The organism is Streptomyces sp. NPDC021562, from assembly GCF_040640875.1.
Classification (GTDB): Bacteria; Actinomycetota; Actinomycetes; order Streptomycetales; family Streptomycetaceae; genus Streptomyces.
The window spans coordinates 80,992-102,409 of sequence record NZ_JBFACN010000025.1 but is presented as its reverse complement, the minus strand read 5'-3'; the positions used below and the strand labels follow the sequence as shown (position 1 = coordinate 102,409).

General features: G+C 71.8%; 15 protein-coding genes. 11 read left to right on the top strand and 4 right to left on the bottom strand.

Annotated features, from left to right (window positions below):
- Nucleotides 1–3 precede the first annotated feature (3 nt).
- On the top strand, nucleotides 4–2,898 hold the full coding sequence (locus AB0G52_RS31870) for a vitamin B12-dependent ribonucleotide reductase (RefSeq protein WP_132893612.1): 2,895 nt from the start codon (nucleotides 4–6) through the stop codon (nucleotides 2,896–2,898).
- A gap of 76 nt (nucleotides 2,899–2,974) precedes the next feature.
- Here the strand turns inward: AB0G52_RS31870 and AB0G52_RS31865 are convergent, their stop codons facing one another.
- Nucleotides 2,975–3,508, bottom strand: a complete 534-nt coding sequence (locus AB0G52_RS31865; protein ID WP_361341082.1) for a TerD family protein — start codon at nucleotides 3,506–3,508, stop codon at nucleotides 2,975–2,977.
- 151 nt (nucleotides 3,509–3,659) lie between these two features.
- On the opposite strand from AB0G52_RS31865, the gene AB0G52_RS31860 reads away from it, so the two are divergent.
- The 3 genes from AB0G52_RS31860 (at nucleotide 3,660) to AB0G52_RS31850 (ending at nucleotide 5,951) form a co-directional block, all read left to right on the top strand.
- Nucleotides 3,660–4,265 carry a YdbC family protein gene (locus AB0G52_RS31860; RefSeq protein WP_132893609.1) on the top strand — a complete coding sequence of 202 codons (606 nt, stop codon included), beginning with the start codon at nucleotides 3,660–3,662 and terminating at the stop codon, nucleotides 4,263–4,265.
- 86 nt (nucleotides 4,266–4,351) lie between these two features.
- Nucleotides 4,352–5,011: a histidine phosphatase family protein gene (locus tag AB0G52_RS31855; RefSeq protein ID WP_132893607.1), complete on the top strand. Its 660-nt coding sequence runs from the start codon at nucleotides 4,352–4,354 to the stop codon at nucleotides 5,009–5,011.
- Between the two features lie 10 nt (nucleotides 5,012–5,021).
- Complete coding sequence (locus AB0G52_RS31850; RefSeq protein WP_361341077.1) at nucleotides 5,022–5,951, top strand: ADP-ribosylglycohydrolase family protein; 930 nt, start codon at nucleotides 5,022–5,024, stop codon at nucleotides 5,949–5,951.
- 159 nt (nucleotides 5,952–6,110) lie between these two features.
- Here the strand turns inward: AB0G52_RS31850 and AB0G52_RS31845 are convergent, their stop codons facing one another.
- Nucleotides 6,111–7,658: an MFS transporter gene (locus tag AB0G52_RS31845; protein WP_361341118.1), complete on the bottom strand. Its 1,548-nt coding sequence runs from the start codon at nucleotides 7,656–7,658 to the stop codon at nucleotides 6,111–6,113.
- Nucleotides 7,659–7,852: 194 nt separating this feature from the next.
- Between AB0G52_RS31845 and AB0G52_RS31840 the strand changes: the two genes are divergently transcribed.
- From AB0G52_RS31840 to AB0G52_RS31830, 3 genes are all read left to right on the top strand, one after another.
- Nucleotides 7,853–8,476 (top strand): TetR/AcrR family transcriptional regulator, encoded by a 624-nt coding sequence (locus AB0G52_RS31840; RefSeq protein WP_132893603.1) that lies wholly within the window; start codon nucleotides 7,853–7,855, stop codon nucleotides 8,474–8,476.
- Between the two features lie 77 nt (nucleotides 8,477–8,553).
- A complete protein-coding gene (locus AB0G52_RS31835; protein WP_132893601.1) occupies nucleotides 8,554–9,255 on the top strand; it encodes a ribonuclease HII in 702 nt (233 codons plus the stop codon).
- Nucleotides 9,256–9,323: 68 nt separating this feature from the next.
- A complete protein-coding gene (locus AB0G52_RS31830) occupies nucleotides 9,324–9,950 on the top strand; it encodes a hypothetical protein (RefSeq protein WP_361341073.1) in 627 nt (208 codons plus the stop codon).
- A gap of 575 nt (nucleotides 9,951–10,525) precedes the next feature.
- Here the strand turns inward: AB0G52_RS31830 and AB0G52_RS31825 are convergent.
- Together AB0G52_RS31825 and AB0G52_RS31820 are read right to left on the bottom strand one after the other, a co-directional pair.
- Entirely contained in the window at nucleotides 10,526–11,146 is a 621-nt protein-coding gene (locus AB0G52_RS31825) for a hypothetical protein (protein ID WP_361341070.1), read from the bottom strand.
- 286 nt (nucleotides 11,147–11,432) lie between these two features.
- Nucleotides 11,433–13,598, bottom strand: coding sequence for a RecQ family ATP-dependent DNA helicase (locus tag AB0G52_RS31820; protein ID WP_361341067.1), 2,166 nt, complete (start codon nucleotides 13,596–13,598; stop codon nucleotides 11,433–11,435).
- Nucleotides 13,599–13,729: 131 nt separating this feature from the next.
- On the opposite strand from AB0G52_RS31820, the gene AB0G52_RS31815 reads away from it, so the two are divergent.
- The 4 genes from AB0G52_RS31815 to AB0G52_RS31800 all read left to right on the top strand — a co-directional run bounded on the left by AB0G52_RS31815 (nucleotide 13,730) and on the right by AB0G52_RS31800 (nucleotide 21,357).
- On the top strand, nucleotides 13,730–15,244 hold the full coding sequence (locus AB0G52_RS31815) for a DUF4192 domain-containing protein (RefSeq protein ID WP_361341064.1): 1,515 nt from the start codon (nucleotides 13,730–13,732) through the stop codon (nucleotides 15,242–15,244).
- A 185-nt stretch (nucleotides 15,245–15,429) separates the two neighbouring features.
- A complete protein-coding gene (locus AB0G52_RS31810) occupies nucleotides 15,430–17,541 on the top strand; it encodes a glycogen debranching N-terminal domain-containing protein (RefSeq protein WP_361341061.1) in 2,112 nt (703 codons plus the stop codon).
- Nucleotides 17,542–17,716: 175 nt separating this feature from the next.
- A complete protein-coding gene (locus AB0G52_RS31805) occupies nucleotides 17,717–18,475 on the top strand; it encodes an NUDIX hydrolase (protein ID WP_132893591.1) in 759 nt (252 codons plus the stop codon).
- Between the two features lie 80 nt (nucleotides 18,476–18,555).
- Nucleotides 18,556–21,357, top strand: a complete 2,802-nt coding sequence (locus tag AB0G52_RS31800; protein WP_361341058.1) for an ATP-binding cassette domain-containing protein — start codon at nucleotides 18,556–18,558, stop codon at nucleotides 21,355–21,357.
- Nucleotides 21,358–21,418: the final 61 nt, after the last annotated feature.

Genomic DNA, 21,418 nt, shown 5'->3' with positions numbered 1-21,418 from the left:
GGCATGACAGAGACGGCGAGCGGTCCGGCACGGAGTTCCCGCGCGAAGGGGACGAAGGCCACCAAGGGACTGCGTATCGAGCGCATCCACACCACCCCCGGCGTGCACCCGTACGACGAGGTGAGCTGGGAGCGCCGTGACGTCGTCATGACCAACTGGCGCGACGGCTCGGTCAACTTCGAGCAGCGTGGCGTCGAGTTCCCCGACTTCTGGTCGTTGAACGCGGTCAACATCGTCACCAGCAAGTACTTCCGCGGTGCCGTCGGCACCCCGCAGCGCGAGACCAGCCTCCGGCAGCTGATCGACCGCATCGTGAAGACCTACCGGAAGGCCGGCGAGGACCACAAGTACTTCGCCACCCCCGCCGACGCCGAGATCTTCGAGCACGAGCTGGCCTACGCCCTCCTGCACCAGATCTTCAGCTTCAACAGCCCCGTGTGGTTCAACGTGGGCACCCCGCAGCCCCAGCAGGTCTCCGCCTGCTTCATCCTGTCCGTCGACGACTCCATGGAGTCGATCCTCGACTGGTACAAGGAAGAGGGGATGATCTTCAAGGGCGGCTCCGGAGCCGGCCTCAACCTCTCCCGCATCCGTTCCTCCAAGGAACTCCTCTCCTCCGGCGGCAACGCCTCCGGACCGGTCTCCTTCATGCGCGGCGCCGACGCCTCCGCCGGAACCATCAAGTCGGGCGGTGCCACGCGCCGCGCCGCCAAGATGGTCATCCTCGACGTCGACCACCCCGACATCGAGGACTTCATCGAGACCAAGGTCAAGGAGGAGGAGAAGATCCGCGCCCTGCGTGACGCGGGCTTCGACATGGACCTGGGCGGCGACGACATCACGTCCGTCCAGTACCAGAACGCCAACAACTCGGTCCGCGTGAACGACGAGTTCATGAGGGCGGTCGAGCAGGGCGGCCAGTTCGGACTGCGCGGCCGGATGACCGGAGAGGTCATCGAGGAGGTCCAGGCCAAGAGCCTGTTCCGCAAGATGGCCGAGGCCGCCTGGGCCTGCGCCGACCCGGGCATCCAGTACGACGACACCATCAACCACTGGCACACGTGCCCGGAGTCCGGCCGGATCAACGGCTCGAACCCGTGCAGCGAGTACATGCACCTGGACAACACGTCCTGCAACCTCGCCTCGCTGAACCTGATGAAGTTCCTCAAGGACGACGGCAAGGGCAACCAGTCCTTCGACGTCGAGCGCTTCAGCAAGGTCGTCGAGCTCGTCATCACCGCGATGGACATCTCCATCTGCTTCGCGGACTTCCCGACCCAGAAGATCGGCGAGAACACCCGCGCCTTCCGCCAGCTCGGCATCGGCTACGCCAACCTCGGCGCCCTGCTGATGGCGACCGGCCACGCCTACGACTCCGAAGGCGGCCGTGCGCTCGCCGGTGCCATCACCTCCCTCATGACCGGTACCGCGTACAAGCGCTCCGCGGAGCTCGCCGCGGTCGTCGGCCCGTACGACGGCTACGCCCGCAACGCCGACGCCCACAACCGCGTCATGCAGCAGCACGCCGACGCCAACACCGTGGCCGTCCGCATGGACGACCTGGACACCCCGGTCTGGGCCGCCGCCACGGAGGCCTGGCAGGACGTGGTGCGCCTCGGCGAGAAGAACGGTTTCCGTAACTCCCAGGCGTCCGTCCTCGCGCCGACCGGCACCATCGGTCTCGCCATGTCCTGCGACACCACCGGTGTCGAGCCCGACCTCGCCCTGGTCAAGTTCAAGAAACTGGTCGGCGGCGGTTCGATGCAGATCGTCAACGGCACGGTCCCGCAGGCCCTGCGCCGCCTGGGGTACCAGGAGGAGCAGATCGAGGCGATCGTCGCCCACATCGCCGAGCACGGCAACGTGATCGACGCCCCCGGCCTCAAGCACGAGCACTACGAGGTCTTCGACTGCGCCATGGGCGAGCGCGCCATCTCCCCGATGGGCCACGTCCGCATGATGGCCGCGATCCAGCCGTGGATCTCCGGTGCCATCTCCAAGACGGTCAACATGCCGGAGTCGGCGACCGTCGAGGAGGTCGAGGAGATCTACTTCGAGGCCTGGAAGCTCGGCGTCAAGGCGCTCGCGATCTACCGCGACAACTGCAAGGTCGGCCAGCCGCTCTCCGCCAAGACCAAGGAGAAGGAGAAGGAGGAGGTCGCGGAGAAGGCCGAGGCGACCATCCGCGAGACGGTCGAGAAGGTCATCGAGTACCGCCCGGTCCGCAAGCGCCTCCCGAAGGGTCGTCCCGGCATCACCACGTCCTTCACCGTCGGCGGCGCCGAGGGCTACATGACGGCCAACTCCTACCCCGACGACGGCCTGGGCGAGGTCTTCCTGAAGATGTCCAAGCAGGGTTCCACCCTCGCGGGCATGATGGACGCCTTCTCCATCGCGGTCTCGGTCGGCCTGCAGTACGGCGTGCCGCTGGAGACCTACGTCTCGAAGTTCACCAACATGCGCTTCGAGCCGGCCGGCATGACGGACGACCCGGACGTGCGGATGGCGCAGTCGATCGTCGACTACATCTTCCGCCGCCTGGCGTTGGACTTCCTGCCCTTCGAGACGCGCTCGGCGCTCGGCATCCACTCCGCCGAGGAGCGTCAGCGTCACCTGGAGACCGGTTCGTACGAGCCGTCCATCGAGGACGACGAGGTCGACGTCGAGGGCCTGGCCCAGTCGGCGCCGCGGGCCCAGGAGCTGAAGGCCGTCGCCTCCCCGCGGCCCCAGGCTGCCAAGCCCGCCCCGCAGCAGGCCCACACCAGCGCCGAACTGGTGGAGATGCAGCTGGGCATCCAGGCCGACGCCCCGCTCTGCTTCTCCTGCGGTACGAAGATGCAGCGGGCCGGCTCCTGCTACATCTGCGAGGGCTGCGGCTCGACCAGCGGCTGCAGCTGACGGGTCGATGAAGTGAGGTAAGGGGCGTCGGCCATGGCCGACGCCCCTTACCGTTCACCGTCTTCCGCTTCCGTCGTCAGGGACGCCCCAGCCCGCCCATTGTGCGGGCGAAGTCCTCCGGGTCGTCGTCGAAGCCGTGCAGGCCGGGCCGGAAGCCCCAGTCACCGGACTCGTCGCGCACGAACTCCGCGACGGTGGCGGCCGCGGACCCGAGGACCGAGCCGAAGTCGTCCTCGGCCAGCACCGTGTATCCCTCGCGGACCCGCACGGCCGGGTTCAGGACGTTGACGAACGTCCGGTGCGCCGACCGCTGCTGGATGACCACTCCGACGACCACGCGCGCGTACCGGTCGGCGAGCCGGTCGAGTTCGAGCGTCATCACCTCGTCCCAGCCGAAGCCCTTGCCGTCCTGGCTGTCGCGGTTGAGGAAGATGGTGCCGTCCGGCGACCGGCTGTCGAAGTGCACCAGATAGGCCGGAGTTCCGTACGGATCCGCCGCCGTGAACGTCCCGGCCACGACGTCGAGATCGGTGGGCGGCTGCCCGGACGGGCTGGGATCCCACTTCACCGCGACCTCGACCTTGCGGATCGCCTTGCTGAAACCGCTCACCACGCGTCCCCTTCCCCCTAGAGGTCCACTTCCCCAACTGATGGGCTGCCAAGGCTCTTTGTCAATCGTGCCACGCGCGCGGGGGCGCATGCGCGGGTGATCTCAGCCGGAGCGTGACCGACGCCACGCTCCATGGCCTTACGATGGCGCGGTGCTGGTCAAGTGGATTCGCTGCACCGTGGTGGACCGCCGGGGCTTCGAGCGGGGGCAGCGGAAATGGGCGGGGCTTCCGGGGGAGCCGGGATTTCGGGGACAGGGCGGGGGCTGGAGTCGGCAGCGTCCAGGAGTGGCGCACACCTTCGCCTTCTGGGAGAGCCGTGCCTTCTACGACTCCTTTATGGCGCGTTCGCACGACCGTCTGGCCGCGTCCCAGGCTGGTACGTACAAGGATCAGCAGGTCAAGTTGTTCGAGTACCGGTTCGACGTGAAGACCGGCTTCGAACCGCGGTTCACGGACGCCGACCTGGTCCGGGTGGCGCTCTGCCGGGTGCACGAGGAGCGGGTGGAGCATTTCACCCTGATGCAGGAGAAGGTCTGGAACCCGGCGATGGCCGGTTCCCCCGGCATGATCCGCGGCATGTTCGCGGAGGCGCCGGCCCACGAGTTCATGATCCTTTCGATGTGGCGGTCGGCCGCCGAACACGGCAAGTACCGCACCGAACGGGTGGAGCGGCTGGCGCTGCGCGCCCAGACGGAGGCCGATATCGCGGCCCTCACGGGCGACATCGTGGAACTCGAACCGAGCTGGATCGTTTGAATATCCAACCCGCGATGGGTGTGACCTGCGCTGTATGGGGCCCATCCGAGTGCCCGACTTCGCGTCACTGGATCTAGGGTTTTGGCATGGCACGACCACGGCGCATCGTCCTTGTCCGGCACGGCGAGTCAACCGGCAATGTCGACGACTCCGTGTACGAGCGTGAACCCGACCACGCGCTGGCCCTGACCGACCGGGGCCGGCGGCAGGCGGAGGAGACCGGCAAACGCATCCGGGAGATCTTCGGCCGGGAGCGCGTCAGCGTGTACGTCTCCCCGTACCGCCGTACCCACGAGACCCTCCGCGCCTTCCAGCTGGACCCGGATCTCATACGCGTGCGCGAGGAGCCCCGGCTGCGCGAGCAGGACTGGGGGAACTGGCAGGACCGCGACGACGTACGCCTGCAGAAGACGTACCGGGACGCGTACGGGCACTTCTTCTTCCGCTTCCCGCAGGGCGAGTCCGGAGCCGACGTGTACGACCGGGTCGGCGGCTTCCTGGAAAGCCTGTTCCGCAGCTTCGAGGCGCCGGACCACCCGCCCAACGTACTCCTCGTGACCCACGGGCTGGCGATGCGGCTGTTCTGCATGCGCTGGTTCCACTGGACGGTCGCGGACTTCGAGTCGCTCTCGAATCCCGGGAACGCCGAGATGCGGATGCTCGTTCTCGGAGACGACGGCAAGTACACCCTCGACCAGCCGTTCGACCGCTGGCGGGACCCGGAACCCCACTGGATGAGCGGCTAGGCTGGCCGCGATGACCTCCTCCTTCGACTCCTCGACCCCAGGGCGCCTGGACCGCGCCCTGGCGGCCCTGCGCGGACTCGCCGTCGGCGACGCGCTCGGCTCACGGTTCTTCGTTCCGGCGAACCTTCCGCTGCTCAAGCGGCGCGAGCTGCCACCCGACCCCTGGCAGTGGACCGACGACACCGAGATGGCCGGTTCCGTCGTCGCGGTCCTGGCCGCCCACCACCGCATCGACCAGGACGCACTGGCCCACTCCTTCGCCGCCCACCATGACTTCGACCGGGGCTACGGCCCCGCCGTCAACCGGCTGCTCCGCCTGGTCCGGGAGGGCGGCGACTGGCGTGAACTGGCCGCCGCGCTCTTCAACGGCCAGGGATCATGGGGCAACGGCGCGGCGATGCGGATCGCGCCCCTGGGCGCCTGGTACGCGGACGACCCGGAGCAGGCCACCCACCAGGCCGAGATCTCGGCCTACCCCACGCACCAGCACCGCGAGGCGGTCGTGGGGGCCATGGCCGTGGCGGCGGCCGCCGCCCTCGCGGCCGCGCCCGACGGGCCGCCGAGCCCCGAGGCCCTCCTCGACGGTGTCATCTCGCTCATCCCCAGGAGCGCCGTCGGCCAGGGCCTGCGGCGCGCCCGTGACATGCTCGACTACGGCGACGCGGGCACCGTCGCGGCCGTCCTGGGCTGCGGACGGCGTACGACCGCCCATGACACCGTCCCCTTCGCCCTCTGGTCGGCGGCACGCGCCCTCGGCGACTACAAGACGGCCTTCTGGACGACCGCCCAGGTCGGCGGTGACGTGGACACCACCTGCGCCATCGTGGGCGGCGTACTGGCCGGCGGCACGGCAGGCACCCCGCCGGCCGCCTGGGCGCAGCGGACGGAGCCGCTGCCGGGATGGGTGCCGACGGGAACGGACCCCGCCGCAGGCGGGTGACCACGCCACCGGCACCCGGCCGCCGTCCGTGCCGCCGGGCACGATGTGCCTGCGCGGCTCCCGGCGCACGGTCGCCGCTCGGATCCATCTGACGCCGCCCGCAGGCACTCCCCGTGCCCGGAGGGCACTCAGAGCCACCGCCGGTCGTTCCCCGTGAGGTCAGCCCACCCCTGGGCCGCCGGTGCCGGCGAGGGCTTCGAGATCGCTCTTGCGGACCTTGATCACCAGCCAGGCGGTGAGCAGGCCGAGCCCGGCCATCACGGCGGCGGGGACGAACGCCGTGGAGATGCCGTGCGCGAGCACCTCGTGTCCCCACGGCGCCGGCAGCTGATGTGACCTGGCGAACTCCGCCTTCTGGGCCGGCGAACCGTGGGCGAGGAACTTCGGCAGCTGCTTCTTCGCCTCGTCCTTGCTGGCCGAGCCGAAGACCGTGGTCAGGATCGACAGACCCAGTGCACCGCCCACCTGCTGCATGGCGTTCAGCAGACCGGACGCCGCGCCGGCCTCCTGCGGCGCGACACCGGAGACCGCCATGCTGGTCACCGTCACGAAGTTCAGGCCCATCCCGAAACCGAAGACCAGCATGGGTCCCAGCACGCCGCCGGGGTACGAGCTGTCCGGCTTGACGAAGGTCTGCCAGACCAGCGCCACGACCACCAGCGCCGCACCGGCGATCATGAACGGCTTGGGCCCACGAGTGGGCAGGAACCGCTGCGACAGACCGGCGCCTGCGGCGATCGCCACGCTGATGGGGAGAAATGCCAGGCCGGCCTTGATCGGGCTGTAGCCGAGCACGTCCTGGACGAACAGCACGATGTAGAAGAACATGCCGAACATCGCCGCGGCCAGACTCAGCATGATCACGTAAGTGCCGGAGCGATTGCGGTCGGCGAACATCCTCAGCGGGGTGATGGGCTCCTTCGCCTGGCGTTCGATGATCACGAAGGCCAGCAGCAGGACCACCGCGGCACCGAACGAACCAAGGCCCAGACCGTCGTGCCAGCCCTCTTCCGAGACCCGGATGAAGCCGTACACGAGGGACGCCATGCCCGCCGTCGAGGTGAGCGCGCCCGCGATGTCGAACCGCCCCGGCTGCCGCTCGGACTCGTTGATGTAGAGCGGGGTGAGCACGGCGATCAGGAGGCCGATGGGCACGTTGACGAAGAACACGGACCGCCAGTCGAGCCAGTCGGTGAGCAGGCCGCCGGAGAGCAGTCCGAGGGCGCCGCCGCCCGCGGAGACGGCGGCGAACACGCCCAACGCGCGGTTGCGTTCGGGACCTTCGGGAAAGGTGGTGGCGATCAGGGCCAGTGAGGTCGGCGACGCGATCGCGCCGCCCACGCCCTGGACGGCGCGGGCGGCCAGCAGTTGCCAGGGTTCCTGAGCGAGTCCGCCGAGCAGCGAGGCCACGGTGAACAGGAGGATGCCGGTCAGGAAGACCCGGCGACGGCCGAGGATGTCACCGGCGCGGGCGCCGAGGAGTAACAGACCTCCGAAGGTGAGGGTGTAGGCGCTGACCACCCAGGTGAGGTCCGTGGTGCTGAAGTCGAGCGCCGACTGAATGTGCGGAAGGGCTATGTTCACGATCGTCGCGTCGAGTACGACCATGAGCTGGCAGGCCGCGATGACGGTGAGGGCGATGCCTGGATGTCCCTGTCGGCGGGCGGCACCGGGTTTCTGATCCTGAGACAGTTGAGAGGTTGTCACCATGGGTCTCTCTCCAGGAGATTTAGTGAACGGTCACGTTCACTGACGCCTCAACGGTAGTGAGCCCTTGATAGGGAACGCAAGCGTTCACTGTGCGCTCCGTCGGATATCGTGCCCCTGTCGGGGCGCTCCGCGTGCGCTGTTCTGGAATGCCCGCCTCGTGTCCGCCTCCTCTGCTCGCTGGAGAGACTCAGATGGTCACCTCGCGCCAGACGGCCGGCCCCGTGCGGGCAGCGACTCGGCGCCGACGCGGGGCGGTTCTCGAACGCGCGATCCTGGACGCCGCCCTGGAGCAGCTCAGCACCGTCGGCTGGAGCGGTCTCACCATGGAGGGCGTCGCCGCCGTCGCCCAGACAGGGAAAGCCGCGGTCTACCGCCGTTGGTCCTCCAAGGAGGACCTGGTCGCCGACGCGCTGCAGGCCGGGCTGCCCCGGCTGGAGGAAGCCGCTGATCTCGGAAGTGTGCGCGAGGACCTGCTCGCGCTGTGTCGCCAGGCCCGGGACGCGATGTTCTCGCGGCCTGGCTTCGCACTGCGGTCAGTGATTCACGAGTGCGATCACATGCAGGTCGAACGTTTCCACGGGGTGATCTTCGAAGGGGTTGTGGGCCCGACCACCAGGTTGGTGAGACAGGTGGTCAAGCGCGGCGTGGAACGGGGTGACGTACGGGCTGACGCGGCCAACAGCTATGTCCTCGACGTCATTCCAGCGATGATGATGTACCGGTCCAAGATTTCTGCAAGCGAATGGAGCGATCAGGAAATCGAGGAGATGGTCGACCAGCTGATGCTCCCGCTGCTGGCGCCGCCCAGGGTCTGAACCACGGCCTGGCGTCGCCCGGACCCCCGTGGGCCGGGTGTTGCTCGGGGATCGGTGCGGCGTACGCTAAGGGCGCCATGCCGTACGAACCACCTACCCACACCGTCGAGCGCTCCCTTCGCGCGACGACCGGAGCGAAGGTCATTGCCGGGGTCGACGAGGTGGGGCGCGGCGCCTGGGCCGGGCCCGTCACCGTCTGCGCCGCGGTCACCGGTCTTCGCCGGCCGCCCGAGGGGCTCACGGACTCCAAGCTGCTGACTCTCAAGCGGCGTACGGAACTTGCCGAGGTCCTGCGGACGTGGGTCACGGCGTACGCCCTGGGGCATGCCTCCCCGGAGGAGATCGACGACCTCGGGATGACGGCCGCGCTGCGGCTCGCGGCCGGCCGCGCCCTGGAAGCCTTGCCGGTCCGCCCCGACGCGGTCATCCTCGACGGTAAGCACGACTACCTGGGCCGCCCCTGGCGGGTGCGCACGGTCATCAAGGGTGACCGCTCGTGCGTGGCCGTCGCGGCGGCCTCGGTGATCGCCAAGGTTCAGCGCGACAAAATGATGGCCGAACTGGGTATCGACCATGCAGACTTCGGATTTGCGGCCAACGCCGGGTATCCGTCGCCCGTGCACAAGGCCGCACTGGAGGAGCGGGGCCCCACCCCGTACCACCGGTTGTCGTGGGCGTATCTTGATGCGCTGCCCCAGTGGCGGCATCTCAAGAAGGTCCGCAGCTGGGCGGAGGGCAGCGTTCCGGAGATCGAGGGTCAGCTCGGCTTCGACTTCTGACGCTCCAGTCGCACTGTTGTGCCACCCGGTTCACCTCACCTGCACCAACGTTTGATAAATATCAGCTCATGCCTCTCATTCCCGAGGAGCCTCAGATTCACGAGAGTGCCCAGGGTCCCCGCGCCACTCCGGCCAGTGGCCGCACCGCGCCGACCCCTCGTCCCGTACCCGGCCCCCGCCCCGCGGCTCCGTCGCGTCCCGGTCGTCCCGGCCCCGTGCGGCCGGCGCCGCCGGTGCAGCGCACCCCGCGTGAGGTGGCCAAGCCAGGCCCGTCCGGCCCGGCCGTGCCCGCCGCGACAGCGGCGGCCCCGCAGATCCAGCTGATCCCGGCCTCGGTCGAGAGCGCTCTCGACGCGGCCGAGGAAGCAGTGGACCTGCTCCTCGACTCGGGCCGTGCCCCCGGAGACGTGCTGGTGATCACCACCGGCCCGCAGCACCCGTGGGCCGAGCACGAGCTGTCCTTCGGTGAACCGTCCTACTGGGCGCAGCACGACGCGGGCGACGACGTCTTCTACGTGGACGCCGCGATCGCCTCCCGTGCCGCGACCCGCGCCGTCGTGGTCGTCGCCGTGAACGGCGGTCCGGACACCGTCGCCGCCACCGCCCTGCCGCTGGCCCTCTCGCGGGCCGGTGCCCTGCTGATCGTCTGCGGCGACCCGCAGCGCATCAACTCCGTACTGGGCGCGGGGGTCTGAGCCGCCTCCGGCGCCTCCGGGCCGCGGAGGTACCGACGGGGTTCGGCGGAGACCGGCACGGTGGTGCCTTCGCCATGCCCGGAAACCCGCGGTGGCCGCTGCCGTCGTGGAGCCGCCGTCGGCAGAGGTGCGGAGGGTCCGCCGCGCGAGCGCTGAGTCGCATCCCGCAACGCGGGACACCCCACGCGGACACCGGGCCGTGCGCCCGCGACGCGGACACCGGGCCGTGCGCCCGCGACGCGGACACCGGGCCGGGGCCGGCGAGGGACCGCGCGGCAGGACGCCTCGCTCGCACGGCGGGCCGCCCCGGCTCACCGCTGTGGCAGGCTGCCCCGGCTCACCCTTCGGTAGGCCGCCCCGTCTCACCGCTGCGGCAGGCCGCCCCGTCTCGGCGAGGCGGTGGCCGCTCGGGCTCGGCGACACGCAGGCCTCCCGCTCACTGACACGGCAGGCTGACTCGCCGCCGCGGCAGGTTCTTCGGGAGTGACTAGAGGGGTCGGCGAGCACGGTGTGGCAGCGTCGGGGTGCCGTGTTAGGTGGCGCGTGTCCGGCCGGTGCCCCCTCAGGGGCTGGGTTCAGCGAGCGGCCGCGCGGCGCAGTACCTCCGAGGCGGCGCCTCCGGTGCGCGGTGACGGCGGCGGTACCTCCGACAGGGCGAAGGGTTCAGGAGCCGAGTCGGCGCTGGGGCGGCGTCCGCCGCGGCCCTCGCCGAGCACCTGCCAGCCGTCGTGGGTCAGCGTGATGTACGCCCCGCAGCGCAGCCCGTGCAGGGTGCAGGCGTCCCGCAGCCCCCACATCCAGGCGCCGTCCTCCTCCGTCCAACGCGCGTCCCCCTCGCGGCAGTAGAGCAGCACGGCGGTCCGCACCGGGGTACGGCGGCGCAGATCGTGCGGGATGACCCGACGCAACTGGTCGAGCAGCACGTTGCGGAACATCCAGCCGTCGGCCGCGGCGGAACGCCGGCTGAAGGAGGCGCTGGCGCACAGGCGCTCCTCCGGGTCGAGCACCGCCACGATCGCGGTGCCCAGCCGTGGCCGGTGCCGGGTGTGCAGCCCGCTGACCACCTCACGGGGGTTGCGCAGCAGCGGTATTCCGGCGTCGGCCCACTCTGCGGGCTCGAGCAGGCGACTGGCGGAAGCGGCGGACGCGGACGTCGACAACGATGCTGCCGAGGACGGAGCGAATCCGAAGGTCACGTTCCTCCCTTCGGCTACGCGCCCACACTGCGGGCGGGATTGGATTCGGGGGAGCGCGCACCGCAGCAAAGCCCAACCGGATCACGGACGAGCCGTGCGGGGAGCGGACCTCAATTCTTCCTGTCGAACTTGGATGCGGCAACGAGCAAATGGGGCCACCGACTGTTATCTGGGGGTGTGTGACTTATATCCCTACCCCTGGAGGCGCTCGGCGACCCCTGGGACATCCGGCAACGGCACACGCGCGCGCCGAACCCGGCACCGTAGCCGAACGACACCGCGCCGATCAGCCCTGAACGGCCAGGACCAGCGGCAACACTCCCCGCGCCCCGGCCCTCCTGAGCAGCCGCGCCGCTACGGCCAACGTCCAGCCCGTCTCGGTGAAGTCGTCCACCAGCAGCATGGGCCCCTGAACCTCGGCGAGGGCGTCGGCGAGGGCGGGCGGCACGGTCAGCGCACCGTCGAGAGCCTTCAGGCGCTGCGCGCTGTTGCTGCGTGAGACCGGCTGCGCCTCGTGCGCGTACTCCACGGACCCCAGGAGCGGCAGTCTGCCGATCTCAGCGATCCGCGCCCCGAGGGAGTGGACCAGTCGAGGCCTGGTGCGCGAGGCGACGGTGACGACCCCTCGCGGCCTGGGCTGTGCGTCGGCCGCTCCCGCGGCCCAGCCGCCGGGACCCTTCGCCCAGTCGGCCAGTACCTCCACCACGGCACCGGCCACATCGTCCGGCACCTCGGTGTCCGGGGCCTGCGGTGCGAGCAGCGGTCGCAGCCGGTTGCCCCACCCGATGTCCGACAACCGTCCCAGGGCCCGTCCCGGCGACGCCTGTTCACCGGCCGGGATGCGTCCCTTGAGCTCGATGCCGATCGCCGGCAGACCGGTGGGCCACATCCGGCGGGGTTCCACTTCGACACCCGCGCGCCCCAGGTCGACCCGTGCCGCGTCCACCGCGGCCGACGAGGTGTCCGCGGTGAAGCGCGGCCGGGCGCAGTTGTCGCAGCGGCCGCACGGCTTCGCGCCCTCGTCGTCCAGCTGGCGCTGCAGGAACTCCATCCGGCAGTCCGCGGTGGCCGCGTACTCCCGCATCGCCTGCTGTTCGGCCTCGCGCTGCCGTGCCACCCACGCGTACCGCCCGGCGTCGTACGTCCACGGCTGTCCGGTCGCGATCCAGCCGCCCTTGACCCGCTTGACCGCGCCGTCCACATCGAGAACCTTCAGCATGGCCTCCAGCCGGGACCGGCGCAGCTCCACCAGCGGCTCCAGTGCGGGCAACGACATCGGGCCCCCAGCCCGGGACAGGACGTCCAGGGTGCGGCGGACCAGATCCTCCGACGGGAAGGCGAGCGAGGCGAAGTAACTCCAGATCGCCTCGTCCTCCCGGCCCGGCAACAGCAGCACCTCGGCGTGCTCGACACCTCGTCCGGCACGGCCCACCTGCTGGTAGTAGGCGATCGGGGAGGACGGCGAGCCCAGATGCACCACGAAGCCGAGGTCCGGCTTGTCGAAGCCCATGCCGAGGGCGGACGTGGCGATCAGCGCCTTGACCCGGTTGCCGAGCAGGTCGTCCTCGGCCTGCTGCCGGTCGGCGTTCTCCGTCTTTCCCGTGTACGACGCCACGACGTGCCCGCGTTGCCGCAGGAAGGCGGTGACCTCCTCGGCCGCCGCCACGGTGAGCGTGTAGACGATGCCGGAACCCGGAAGTTCGTCCAGGTGATCAGCCAGCCACGCCATCCGGTGCGCGGCGTCCGGCAACCGCAGCACGCTCAGGCTGAGGCTCTCCCGGTCCAGTGGGCCGCGCAGCACCAGCGCGTCCGAGCCGCCACCGGTGCCGAGCTGTTCGGCGACGTCGGCGGTCACGCGCGCGTTGGCCGTGGCCGTGGTGGCCAGCACCGGCACGCCCGCCGGAAGGTCGGCGAGCATGGTGCGCAGCCGTCGGTAGTCGGGCCGGAAGTCGTGGCCCCAGTCGGAGATGCAGTGGGCCTCGTCCACGACGAGCAGGCCGGTCGCCGCGGCGAGCCTGGGCAGTACCTGGTCGCGGAAGTCGGGGTTGTTGAGGCGCTCGGGTGACACGAGGAGGACGTCGACCTCACCGGCCGCGATCTCCGCCTGGATCGCGTCCCAGTCCTCGGTGTTGGAGGAGTTGATGGTGCGGGCGTGGATACCGGCCCGGGCCGCCGCCTCCACCTGGTTGCGCATGAGCGCGAGCAGCGGGGAGACGATCACCGTCGGGCCGCTGCCCGTGGCCCGCAGCAGCGAGGTCGCCACGAAGTACACCGCGGACTTGCCCCAGCCCGTGCGTTGCACGACCAGGGCCCGGCGCCGGTCGGCGACCAGTGCCTCGATCGCCCGCCACTGGTCTTCGCGCAGCCGGGCCGTGCCGGTTTCGTCGCCGACGAGACGGGCGAGGACGGCGTCCGCCCGGGCCCGGAGATCCGCGTTGCTCGTGTGCTCCATGGGTCCCATACAACAGGACGGGACCGACAGCGCAGGCTGCCTGTGGACGAGAGCGGCACGCTTGTCGTGTCCCTGGTCCGACTTATCCACAGGCAGAACCGGAATTGCAAGATCCGCGAGATCGTCGGCGCATGACGAATCACAGCGAAAACATCGGACCGGCCGAAAACGGTGACATCACGGACGGCTCGGCACCCCTGCGCCGATCAGCCCACGACCCCCAGGTCACCCTGCGCACCCCGGCCGAACTGGCCGACGCACTGCCCTACCTGCTCGGGTACCGCCCCGAGGACAGCATGGTCCTTATGGCCCTGCACGACCGGGGCGGCCGCGGCCGCTTCGGCGGCCGGGCCCGGCTCGGCATCCCCGCGAACAAGGACGACTGGGAGCCGGCCGCACGCCAGCTCGCCCAAGGCCTGGTGACGGGCAGCGAGCGCAGGGGAAACCGGCCCGAGCAGATGGTCGCCTACGTCTGCCAGGAACCGGCGCCCGGCGAAACGGGCCGTGACGTCATGCACCGACTCGCTCCGCTGGCCCACCTGCTGCGCACCGAGTGCGGCCGGCTCGACGTCCCCGTGATCGAGGCGCTGTGCGTCTCGGACGCCCGCTTCTGGTCGTACTGCTGCCCGACACAGGAGTGCTGCCCCGCCGACGGCACCCCCGTGGGACTGCCCGGCACCTCCGTGCTCGCGGCCGCCGCCACCTACGCCGGTATCCAGGTCCGCGGGAGCCTGCGCGAGTTGCGGGCCAGGCTGCTCCCCTGGGAGAGCGGCGCCACGCGGGAACAGGAGACCGCCCTGGACCGTGCCGGCGGGGCCCTGGTGCCCCGCATCCTCGACGACGCCTTCCGCGCGCAGGTGGCAGAGGACACCCTCGCCCTCGCGGAGCGGATCATCGAACGGTACGCGGCCGCCGCCCCGGAGTCCGACATCCACCAGGGAGACCTCCGCGACGACCGGCTGCTCGCCCACGACGAGGCCGCGCGGCTGATCCTCGGGCTCCAGGACCGCACCACCCGGGATCGCGCGGCCGCCTGGATGGAGGGCGCCGAGGCCGACCCGGCCCTGCGGCTGTGGCGAGCCCTGGCCCGCCGCTGCGTCGGCCCCTACGGCGAACACGCCGCCGCGCCCCTGACGCTGGCCGGCTGGGTCGCCTGGTCGAGCGGTGACGACCTGGAGGGGCGCGAGGCCCTGGCCATGGCCCTGGGCGCGGACCCCGACTACCTCTTCGCCCACCTGCTGCACCAGGCCTGCAACGAGGGCCTGGACCCGGAATCGATCCGCCGCTTCCTGCGCGCCGGCCGGGCCGAACCCCGCAGCGAGGACAGCACGGCGGCGGTCGCCGCCACCCCGGTCACCCCGGGGGCCGACCACGCGCCGACCGACGGGTCCGCGGCACCTCCGAGGCGTGGTACGCGTACGGGGAACGCCACCGACAACCGACGGCGGCGGCCGGACGGGACCCGGCCACGGCGAGCGGACGCGGAGCACACCCGCCCCGGTTCGACCAGGCCCGGTGGCACGCGCACGCGCGCGGCGGACCGGCCCGCAGCGGCGGACAGGGGGGAGGAGAGCGGCACCCGAGCAGGCCGGACCGGTACGCAGGGCGCGCGATCCGGGAACAGCCGCAGTGAGTCCGGCGAATGAGCCGGCCGCACGCTCATTCGCCCGGGTTCGGCGGGCGGGGGCGTGACCAGGAAGAGCCCGCGCCCGTTCACCTGAGTGGCGGAACGGCTGGACGGGCCGTGCCGCCACCCGCCCTCGCCCCTCCGGAGCCCTCCGTCCGGCGCCGAGCACGTCACAGGCGCACAGAGCGCAGAAGAAGCCTCCCCATGCATCAGCCGACTCCGCCTTCCACCGCTGACGACAACGGCCGACCGAGGGACCTCCCTCCCCGGCTCCCCTCGACCGACGACGGCCCGGGTCGGCCACCCGCCCACGCCCTCCGGCCCGCATCGGCTCCCGCACGAACGGCTCCGGGCCCCCGACACGCCACCGGACTGCCGCCCGCGCACACCGCCCTGATCTGCGTCGCGCTCCCCGGGCTCGCCATCTCCACGGACCAAGGTCAGCTCACCGGTCAGGGACTGGACGGTTTCTACCGCGCGGGGCGGCGGCTGCTCGCGCGCTGTCAGGTCCGTGTCGCCGGCCGGGAACCGCTCGCCGTGCAGGCCCGGATGACGGGGGCGGACTCCGCTCGCTTCGTCGGCACCGTCCGGGTCTCTCCGGCGGCGGGCCCGGACCCGGACGTCGTCGTGGAACGCACTCGACACGCCGACGGCACGGAGCGCATCACCCTGCGCAGCTACGCGGTCCACCCCCTGCGTCTGCCGCTCGAGGTGGCCCTGGCCACCGATCTCGCGGAACTGGGCGCCATCGCCGCAGGCACCCCGGGCCCCGAACTCCCGGCCGGCGTCCACGGCTCCGGCCTGCGCTGGACCACCCCCAGTGGCAACTCGTCGATCATCACGGCCGACCCGCCGCCCGCCGACGCGCTGGCCTCGGCGGGACTGTTGCGCTGGGAGTTCGAACTGCCGCCGGGCGGCACGGCCGGGGTGGAGCTGCGGGTGCGAGCGGAGGGTGCGGGCCCGTCGCGCGCCGTGGGACGGGGCGCGGCCAGCCCCCTCGCACCGGCCGGGGCCACGGGCGACCACCCGGGGGTCGCGGCGCTGCTCAGGACCAGCATCGACGACCTGGAGGCACTGCTGATCCGCGACCCGGCGCATCCCTCCGACACCTGTCTCGCAGCCGGGGCACCGTGGCGGTGCGGCCTGGCCCCGGCCGAGGCGCTCGCCGCCGCCAGGATGGCCCTGCCCCTCGGCACCCGTCTCGCCGCGGGCACTCTGCGCACCCTGGCCCGGACCCAACTCCGTGGCCCAGGGCCGCGGACCGGCATGATTCCCGGCCCCCGACGCGACGCGGGGGCACACCTGCCACCAGCTTGTACCGGGACGGAGGCCACGCTGCTCTTCCCCGTGCTGCTCGCGGAGGCACGCCGCTGGGGGCTGCCCGAACAGGAGACACAGGAGCTGCTGCCGGCCGCCGAGGGCTGCCTGACCTGGCTGCGCACCCAGGCCGGCGACGGGACCTACCTCTGTGCACCGGAGCCGGGCGGCCCCGTGCGCAGCGAGACCCAGGCCCACGCCCACCGGGCCGCGCTGCTGGGTGCCGACCTCCTCGACGCCTACGGGCGGCCCGGTGCCGCCGCGCTGCGGCAGTGGGCGCACGAGCTGGCGGAAGCGTTCCGGGTGGACTTCTGGGCCGCGGATCGGGGCGGCGGCCGGCCGGTGGCGGCCCTGGATCCCGACGGCCGCCCTCTGGCCCTGCTCGGCGCCACCGCCGTGCATCTGCTCGACACCGGCCTGCTGGGCGCGGGCCGTCCGGCCACCGGCCTGCTCGACAAGATCCAGACCGAGCAACTCGCCCGGCTGCTCGGTGGTCCCGCCATGGACTCGGGGTGGGGGCTGCGTGGGATGGCAGCGAAGGAGGCGGGGCACAACCCGTTCGGCCACCGGTCCGGGGCCGTCCGGGTCCAGGAGACGGCACTCGCCGTCGCCGGACTGGCCGCCGCCGGCTACGAGAAGGAGGCAGGCGGGCTGTTGCGCGGGCTGCTGGCGGCTGCCGCGCACTTCGGCCACCGGCTGCCTGAGATGTTCGCCGGAGAGCAGCGCTCCGACGGAAGTGCTCCTGTCCCGCACCCCGCTGCCTGCCGGCCGGCCGCGACGGCCGCCGCCTCCGGGATCCTGCTCCTGACCACGCTCGTCGGCATCCGCCCCGACGTCCCCGCCGGCACCGTCACCCTCCGCCCGCTGCACAGCGCCCCGTTGGGCGAACTCGGCCTGACCGGACTGCGGGTCGCCGGAGCGCCTTTCTCGGTGCGGGTCAGCCGGCTGGGCCTGGCCATGGTCGAGGAGGCCGCCGACGGCCTGCGACTGGGGAAGTGACCCGGCTGTACCGAAGGGCGCGGGGGGACCGGCACGGTCGGGCGGGAACGGGCGGCCGGGCGTCGTACACACGTCTCGGTCGAGGGCGGGGTGCATACCGGAGCGAAGTGGATCAGCTGTCGGACCGGGCGGCGAAGGGAGTGTTTATCGTCAGGCAGACGACTATGATCACGGCATGCCCTACGACCCGTCAGCCTTTCCGCCGTTCGCCGTCACCGTGGACCTGGTCGTGCTGACCGTGCGCCGCCATTCCCTGTGCGCGCTGGCGGTACGCAGAGGCGAGTCGCCGTTCCAGGGGCGCTGGGCGCTGCCGGGTGGCTTCGTACGGGCCGACGAGGATCTGTCGCAGGCGGCGGCACGGGAGCTCGCGGAGGAGACCGGGCTGAGTGCCCACGACCCTCAGGTGCCCGCCCAGGAGGGCGGTGCTCATCTGGAGCAACTGGCGACCTACGGCGACCCCAAGCGTGACCCCCGGATGCGCGTGGTCAGCGTCGCCCACCTCGCCCTCGCCCCCGACCTCCCCGCACCCCGCGCGGGCGGCGACGCCAGCAACGCGCGCTGGGCCCCGGTCGAGGAACTCCTCGCGCAGGGCGGCTACGGTCGGGACAACGAGCCCGTCGCCCCGCTCGCCTTCGACCACGCCCAGATCCTGTCCGACGGTGTGGAACGGGCCCGCTCCAAGATCGAGTACTCGTCCCTGGCCACCGCGTTCTGTCCGCCCGAGTTCACGGTCGGCGAGCTGCGCCGGGTCTACGAGGCGGTGTGGGGGGTGGCGCTCGACCCGCGCAACTTCCACCGCAAGGTGACCGGCACCCCCGGCTTCCTCGTCCCCACCGGCGGCACGACCACTCGTCAGGGCGGCCGCCCGGCGCAGCTCTTCCGGGCCGGCGGGGCCACCCTGCTCAACCCGCCGATGTTGCGGCCCGAGGTGTGACCGGCCGACCGTGCGAACCCACAGAGGGTTAAACGCTCCTATACCCGGAAAAACGGTCATTCCGCGCTATCTTCCCTTAGGTGATCGAGGCCTTCGGACTGACCAGCAATCCCCGCAAGGCGCACCCGCCCGCCGTCGACGACGTGACCTTCGAGGCGCGCGCGGGCCATGTCACCGCACTCCTGGGAGAGGCGGGCGCGGGCAAGACCACGACGCTCAGGCTGATGCTCGAACTGCAACAGGGCCGCGGAATCACCCAGTTCAGGGGTCGCCCCCTGCACCGCATCCCCCACCCCTCGCGTGAGGTCGGCGTACTTCTCGGTGACGTTCCCGGCCACCCCGGCCGCTCCGTCCGCGGCCATCTGCGCATGCTGTGCGCGGCCACCGGCGTCCCGGCCCGGCGCGCGGACGAAGTGCTCGAAGCCATCGGCATCGTGAGCCTGCGCGACGAACGCCTGGGCACGCTGTCGCGCGGCATGGACCGCCGTCTCGGCCTCGCCTGCGCCCTGCTTCCCGACCCGCACACCCTCGTCCTGGACGAGCCGACGAAGGGGCTCGCCGGCCGCGAGGCCCACTGGTTGCACCGCATGCTCCGGGCGTACACGGCGCAGGGCGGCACGGTCCTGTTCACCACCGCCGACCCCAAGGAGGCCGCCCGCACCGCCGACCGGGTCGTCACCCTGGACGCCGGGAGACTCGTCGCGGACCAGGAGGCCACTGAGTTCGCCCGTACCCGGCTGCGCCCCCGGGTGGCCGTCCGCAGCCCGCACGCCGCCCGGCTCGCCGCCCTCCTCAGCAAGGAGGCCCGCGCGGCCCACCGTTCCGTGGAGGTCGTACGGGAAGGAGGCAACCGCCTTTCCGTGTACGGCAGTACCACCGCCGAGGTCGGCGAGACCGCGTTCCGGCACGGCATCCTCGTCCACCAACTCGCCGACGAGACCGGCGACATGGGACCCGGAACCGATGCGGTACCGCTGACCGGGCCGGTGCCTGAGGTGGTAGGGCGGGTGCGGGGCGCGAGCGAACCGGGCGCGGCTGAGGAGCGCCGGGTGGCCGGGAAGGGCCTGACCGACGACCCGCGGGACGAGCCGGGCGGGGAACTCCAGCGGGCCGCCGGTTCCCCCGTCACCCCGCAGCCCCGGGCGTCGGCCGCCGCCGAGCCGGCTGCCCGGTCGCGCGTGGACGACGACAAGCCCGCTGCGAGCGGCCTGTCCCACCAGGCTGAACCGTCCGCCATGGCCGCCCATCGGTCACCCGTGTCCGCCGAGGCGCTGCCCGACGACCTCGCGGCGGAGTCCAGGACCGCCCATGCCTCCCTCGTCACGCTCCAGGCCCAGACGGTGGCTGCCTCCGCAGGTCCCCGGCCGTCGGCCGACACGGCGTCCCCCCAAAGGCCGTCCCCGGCCGCGTCCCCCGACCCGACTGCCCGCACCACGTCCCCGGACCCGGCGTCGGCCACCGTCCCCGCCCAACCGCCGGCCGCCACGACTCCTGCCCAGCCCCCGGTCACGGCCACCTCCATGCGGCTGCCGGCAGCGCCCGTATCCGCGCAAGCGTCCGCCGCCCCGTCCGCCCACCGCCCAACCACCACGGCGGACCAGCCGACCGCCCCCGCCCCGTCCCTCCACCAGCCAACCGCCGCTGCTGTCGACCAGCCGTCCGACTCGCCCGGACCCGCCCGGCGATCGACTCCCACCGCGACAGCCCAGCCGACGGCCTCCGCCGGATCGACCGCCACATCCCAGCCCCGCGAGGTGTCCGCCCAGCCCCGCGAGGTATCAGCCCAGTCGCCGATCGGCGCCGAACCGAACGATTCCACCCCCCGCCCCTCCTCCCGCCCGCAACCTCGGGCCGTACCCGGCGAAAACCCCCTCCCTGCCGGCGAACCCCTTTACCAGCCGCAACCCGGCCGGCCCACGACAGCCGAAGCCGAAGTCGAAGTCAAAACCGTCATTGCCCCGCCCCCGGCAGCCCCCGCCCGCCCAGCCAAAGCCGCTCCGGCAGCCCCCGCCCACCGGACGACCAACGCCGCCGCTCCGGCAGCCCACCGGGCCGAGGTCGCCGACCCGGACATCCTGTCCCCTCTCCCGCCCGCCATCTCCGTGCGCAGTGCCCCCAGTCCGCTCCGTCCCCTGCGCTACGAAATCCGTCGGGCCGCCGGCATCGGCGCCGGCTTCGTCACCTGTGGAGCCGTACTGTTGCTGTCCGCCCTCACTTCCGTACTGCTGGCCCGGCTCGGGCACACCTCGCAGGACCGGCTGTTCGCGGCCTGGCCGCAGGAACTGCCGCTGCCTCCGGCAGCACTCGGTGCGGGTCTGCTCGGAGCGCTGTCCTTCGGGGACGAGTTCCGCCACCCCGCGTTGGCGGCGGACCGCGGCACCGTGCCGCGCCGACTGGGGCTCCTCACCGCGAAACTGCTGGTGTCCGGGGCCACCGCGGTGCTGCTCTCGTTCCTCACCCTGGGCTGCGACGCCGAAGCGATCTATCTCGTCTACGGCCGGGAGCTCGCGAAGGTTCCCGCGGACTGGCTTGCGCTCACCGTGAGTTGGTTCGGGCTGGTCGTCGGCTGTTCCTGGGCCGGCGTGCTCGGCGCGGGCGTGTTCCGGTCCACCACCGCCGGACTTGCCGCGGTGCTCGCCGTACCCGTGCTCGTCGTGCCGGCCGTGCACCAGGCGCTGCGGGGATCGGGAGCACGGTTGGCCACCGGGCTTCCGGTGCGATTGAGGGAAGCGTTCCTGCTGCAGTGGCCCTTCGGGGGAGAGCGCTACCTGGTCGGTGCGGTCCGGGTGCTCGCCCAACCCGTGGGCGGCGCACTGGCGTTGTCGCTGTCCGCGTTGCTCGGCGCGTACCTGTTCACCACGCTGCGGGCGAGGGTTCGATGAACACGGATCGCACGCTTGCGATCCCACCCCGCACACAAATCCCTGCAGAACGCCCATTTCT

Excerpts from the sequence above, each read along its gene's own strand:
- AB0G52_RS31840 (WP_132893603.1), top strand. The coding sequence starts at position 7,853 with ATGGTCACCTCGCGCCAGACGGCCGGCCCCGTGCGGGCAGCGACTCGG.
- AB0G52_RS31815 (WP_361341064.1), top strand. The coding sequence starts at position 13,730 with ATGACGAATCACAGCGAAAACATCGGACCGGCCGAAAACGGTGACATC.
- AB0G52_RS31850 (WP_361341077.1), top strand. The coding sequence starts at position 5,022 with ATGACCTCCTCCTTCGACTCCTCGACCCCAGGGCGCCTGGACCGCGCC.
- AB0G52_RS31830 (WP_361341073.1), top strand. The coding sequence starts at position 9,324 with ATGCCTCTCATTCCCGAGGAGCCTCAGATTCACGAGAGTGCCCAGGGT.
- AB0G52_RS31855 (WP_132893607.1), top strand. The coding sequence starts at position 4,352 with ATGGCACGACCACGGCGCATCGTCCTTGTCCGGCACGGCGAGTCAACC.
- AB0G52_RS31870 (WP_132893612.1), top strand. The coding sequence starts at position 4 with ATGACAGAGACGGCGAGCGGTCCGGCACGGAGTTCCCGCGCGAAGGGG.
- AB0G52_RS31810 (WP_361341061.1), top strand. The coding sequence starts at position 15,430 with ATGCATCAGCCGACTCCGCCTTCCACCGCTGACGACAACGGCCGACCG.
- AB0G52_RS31820 (WP_361341067.1), bottom strand. The coding sequence starts at position 13,598 with ATGGAGCACACGAGCAACGCGGATCTCCGGGCCCGGGCGGACGCCGTC.
- AB0G52_RS31805 (WP_132893591.1), top strand. The coding sequence starts at position 17,717 with ATGCCCTACGACCCGTCAGCCTTTCCGCCGTTCGCCGTCACCGTGGAC.
- AB0G52_RS31835 (WP_132893601.1), top strand. The coding sequence starts at position 8,554 with ATGCCGTACGAACCACCTACCCACACCGTCGAGCGCTCCCTTCGCGCG.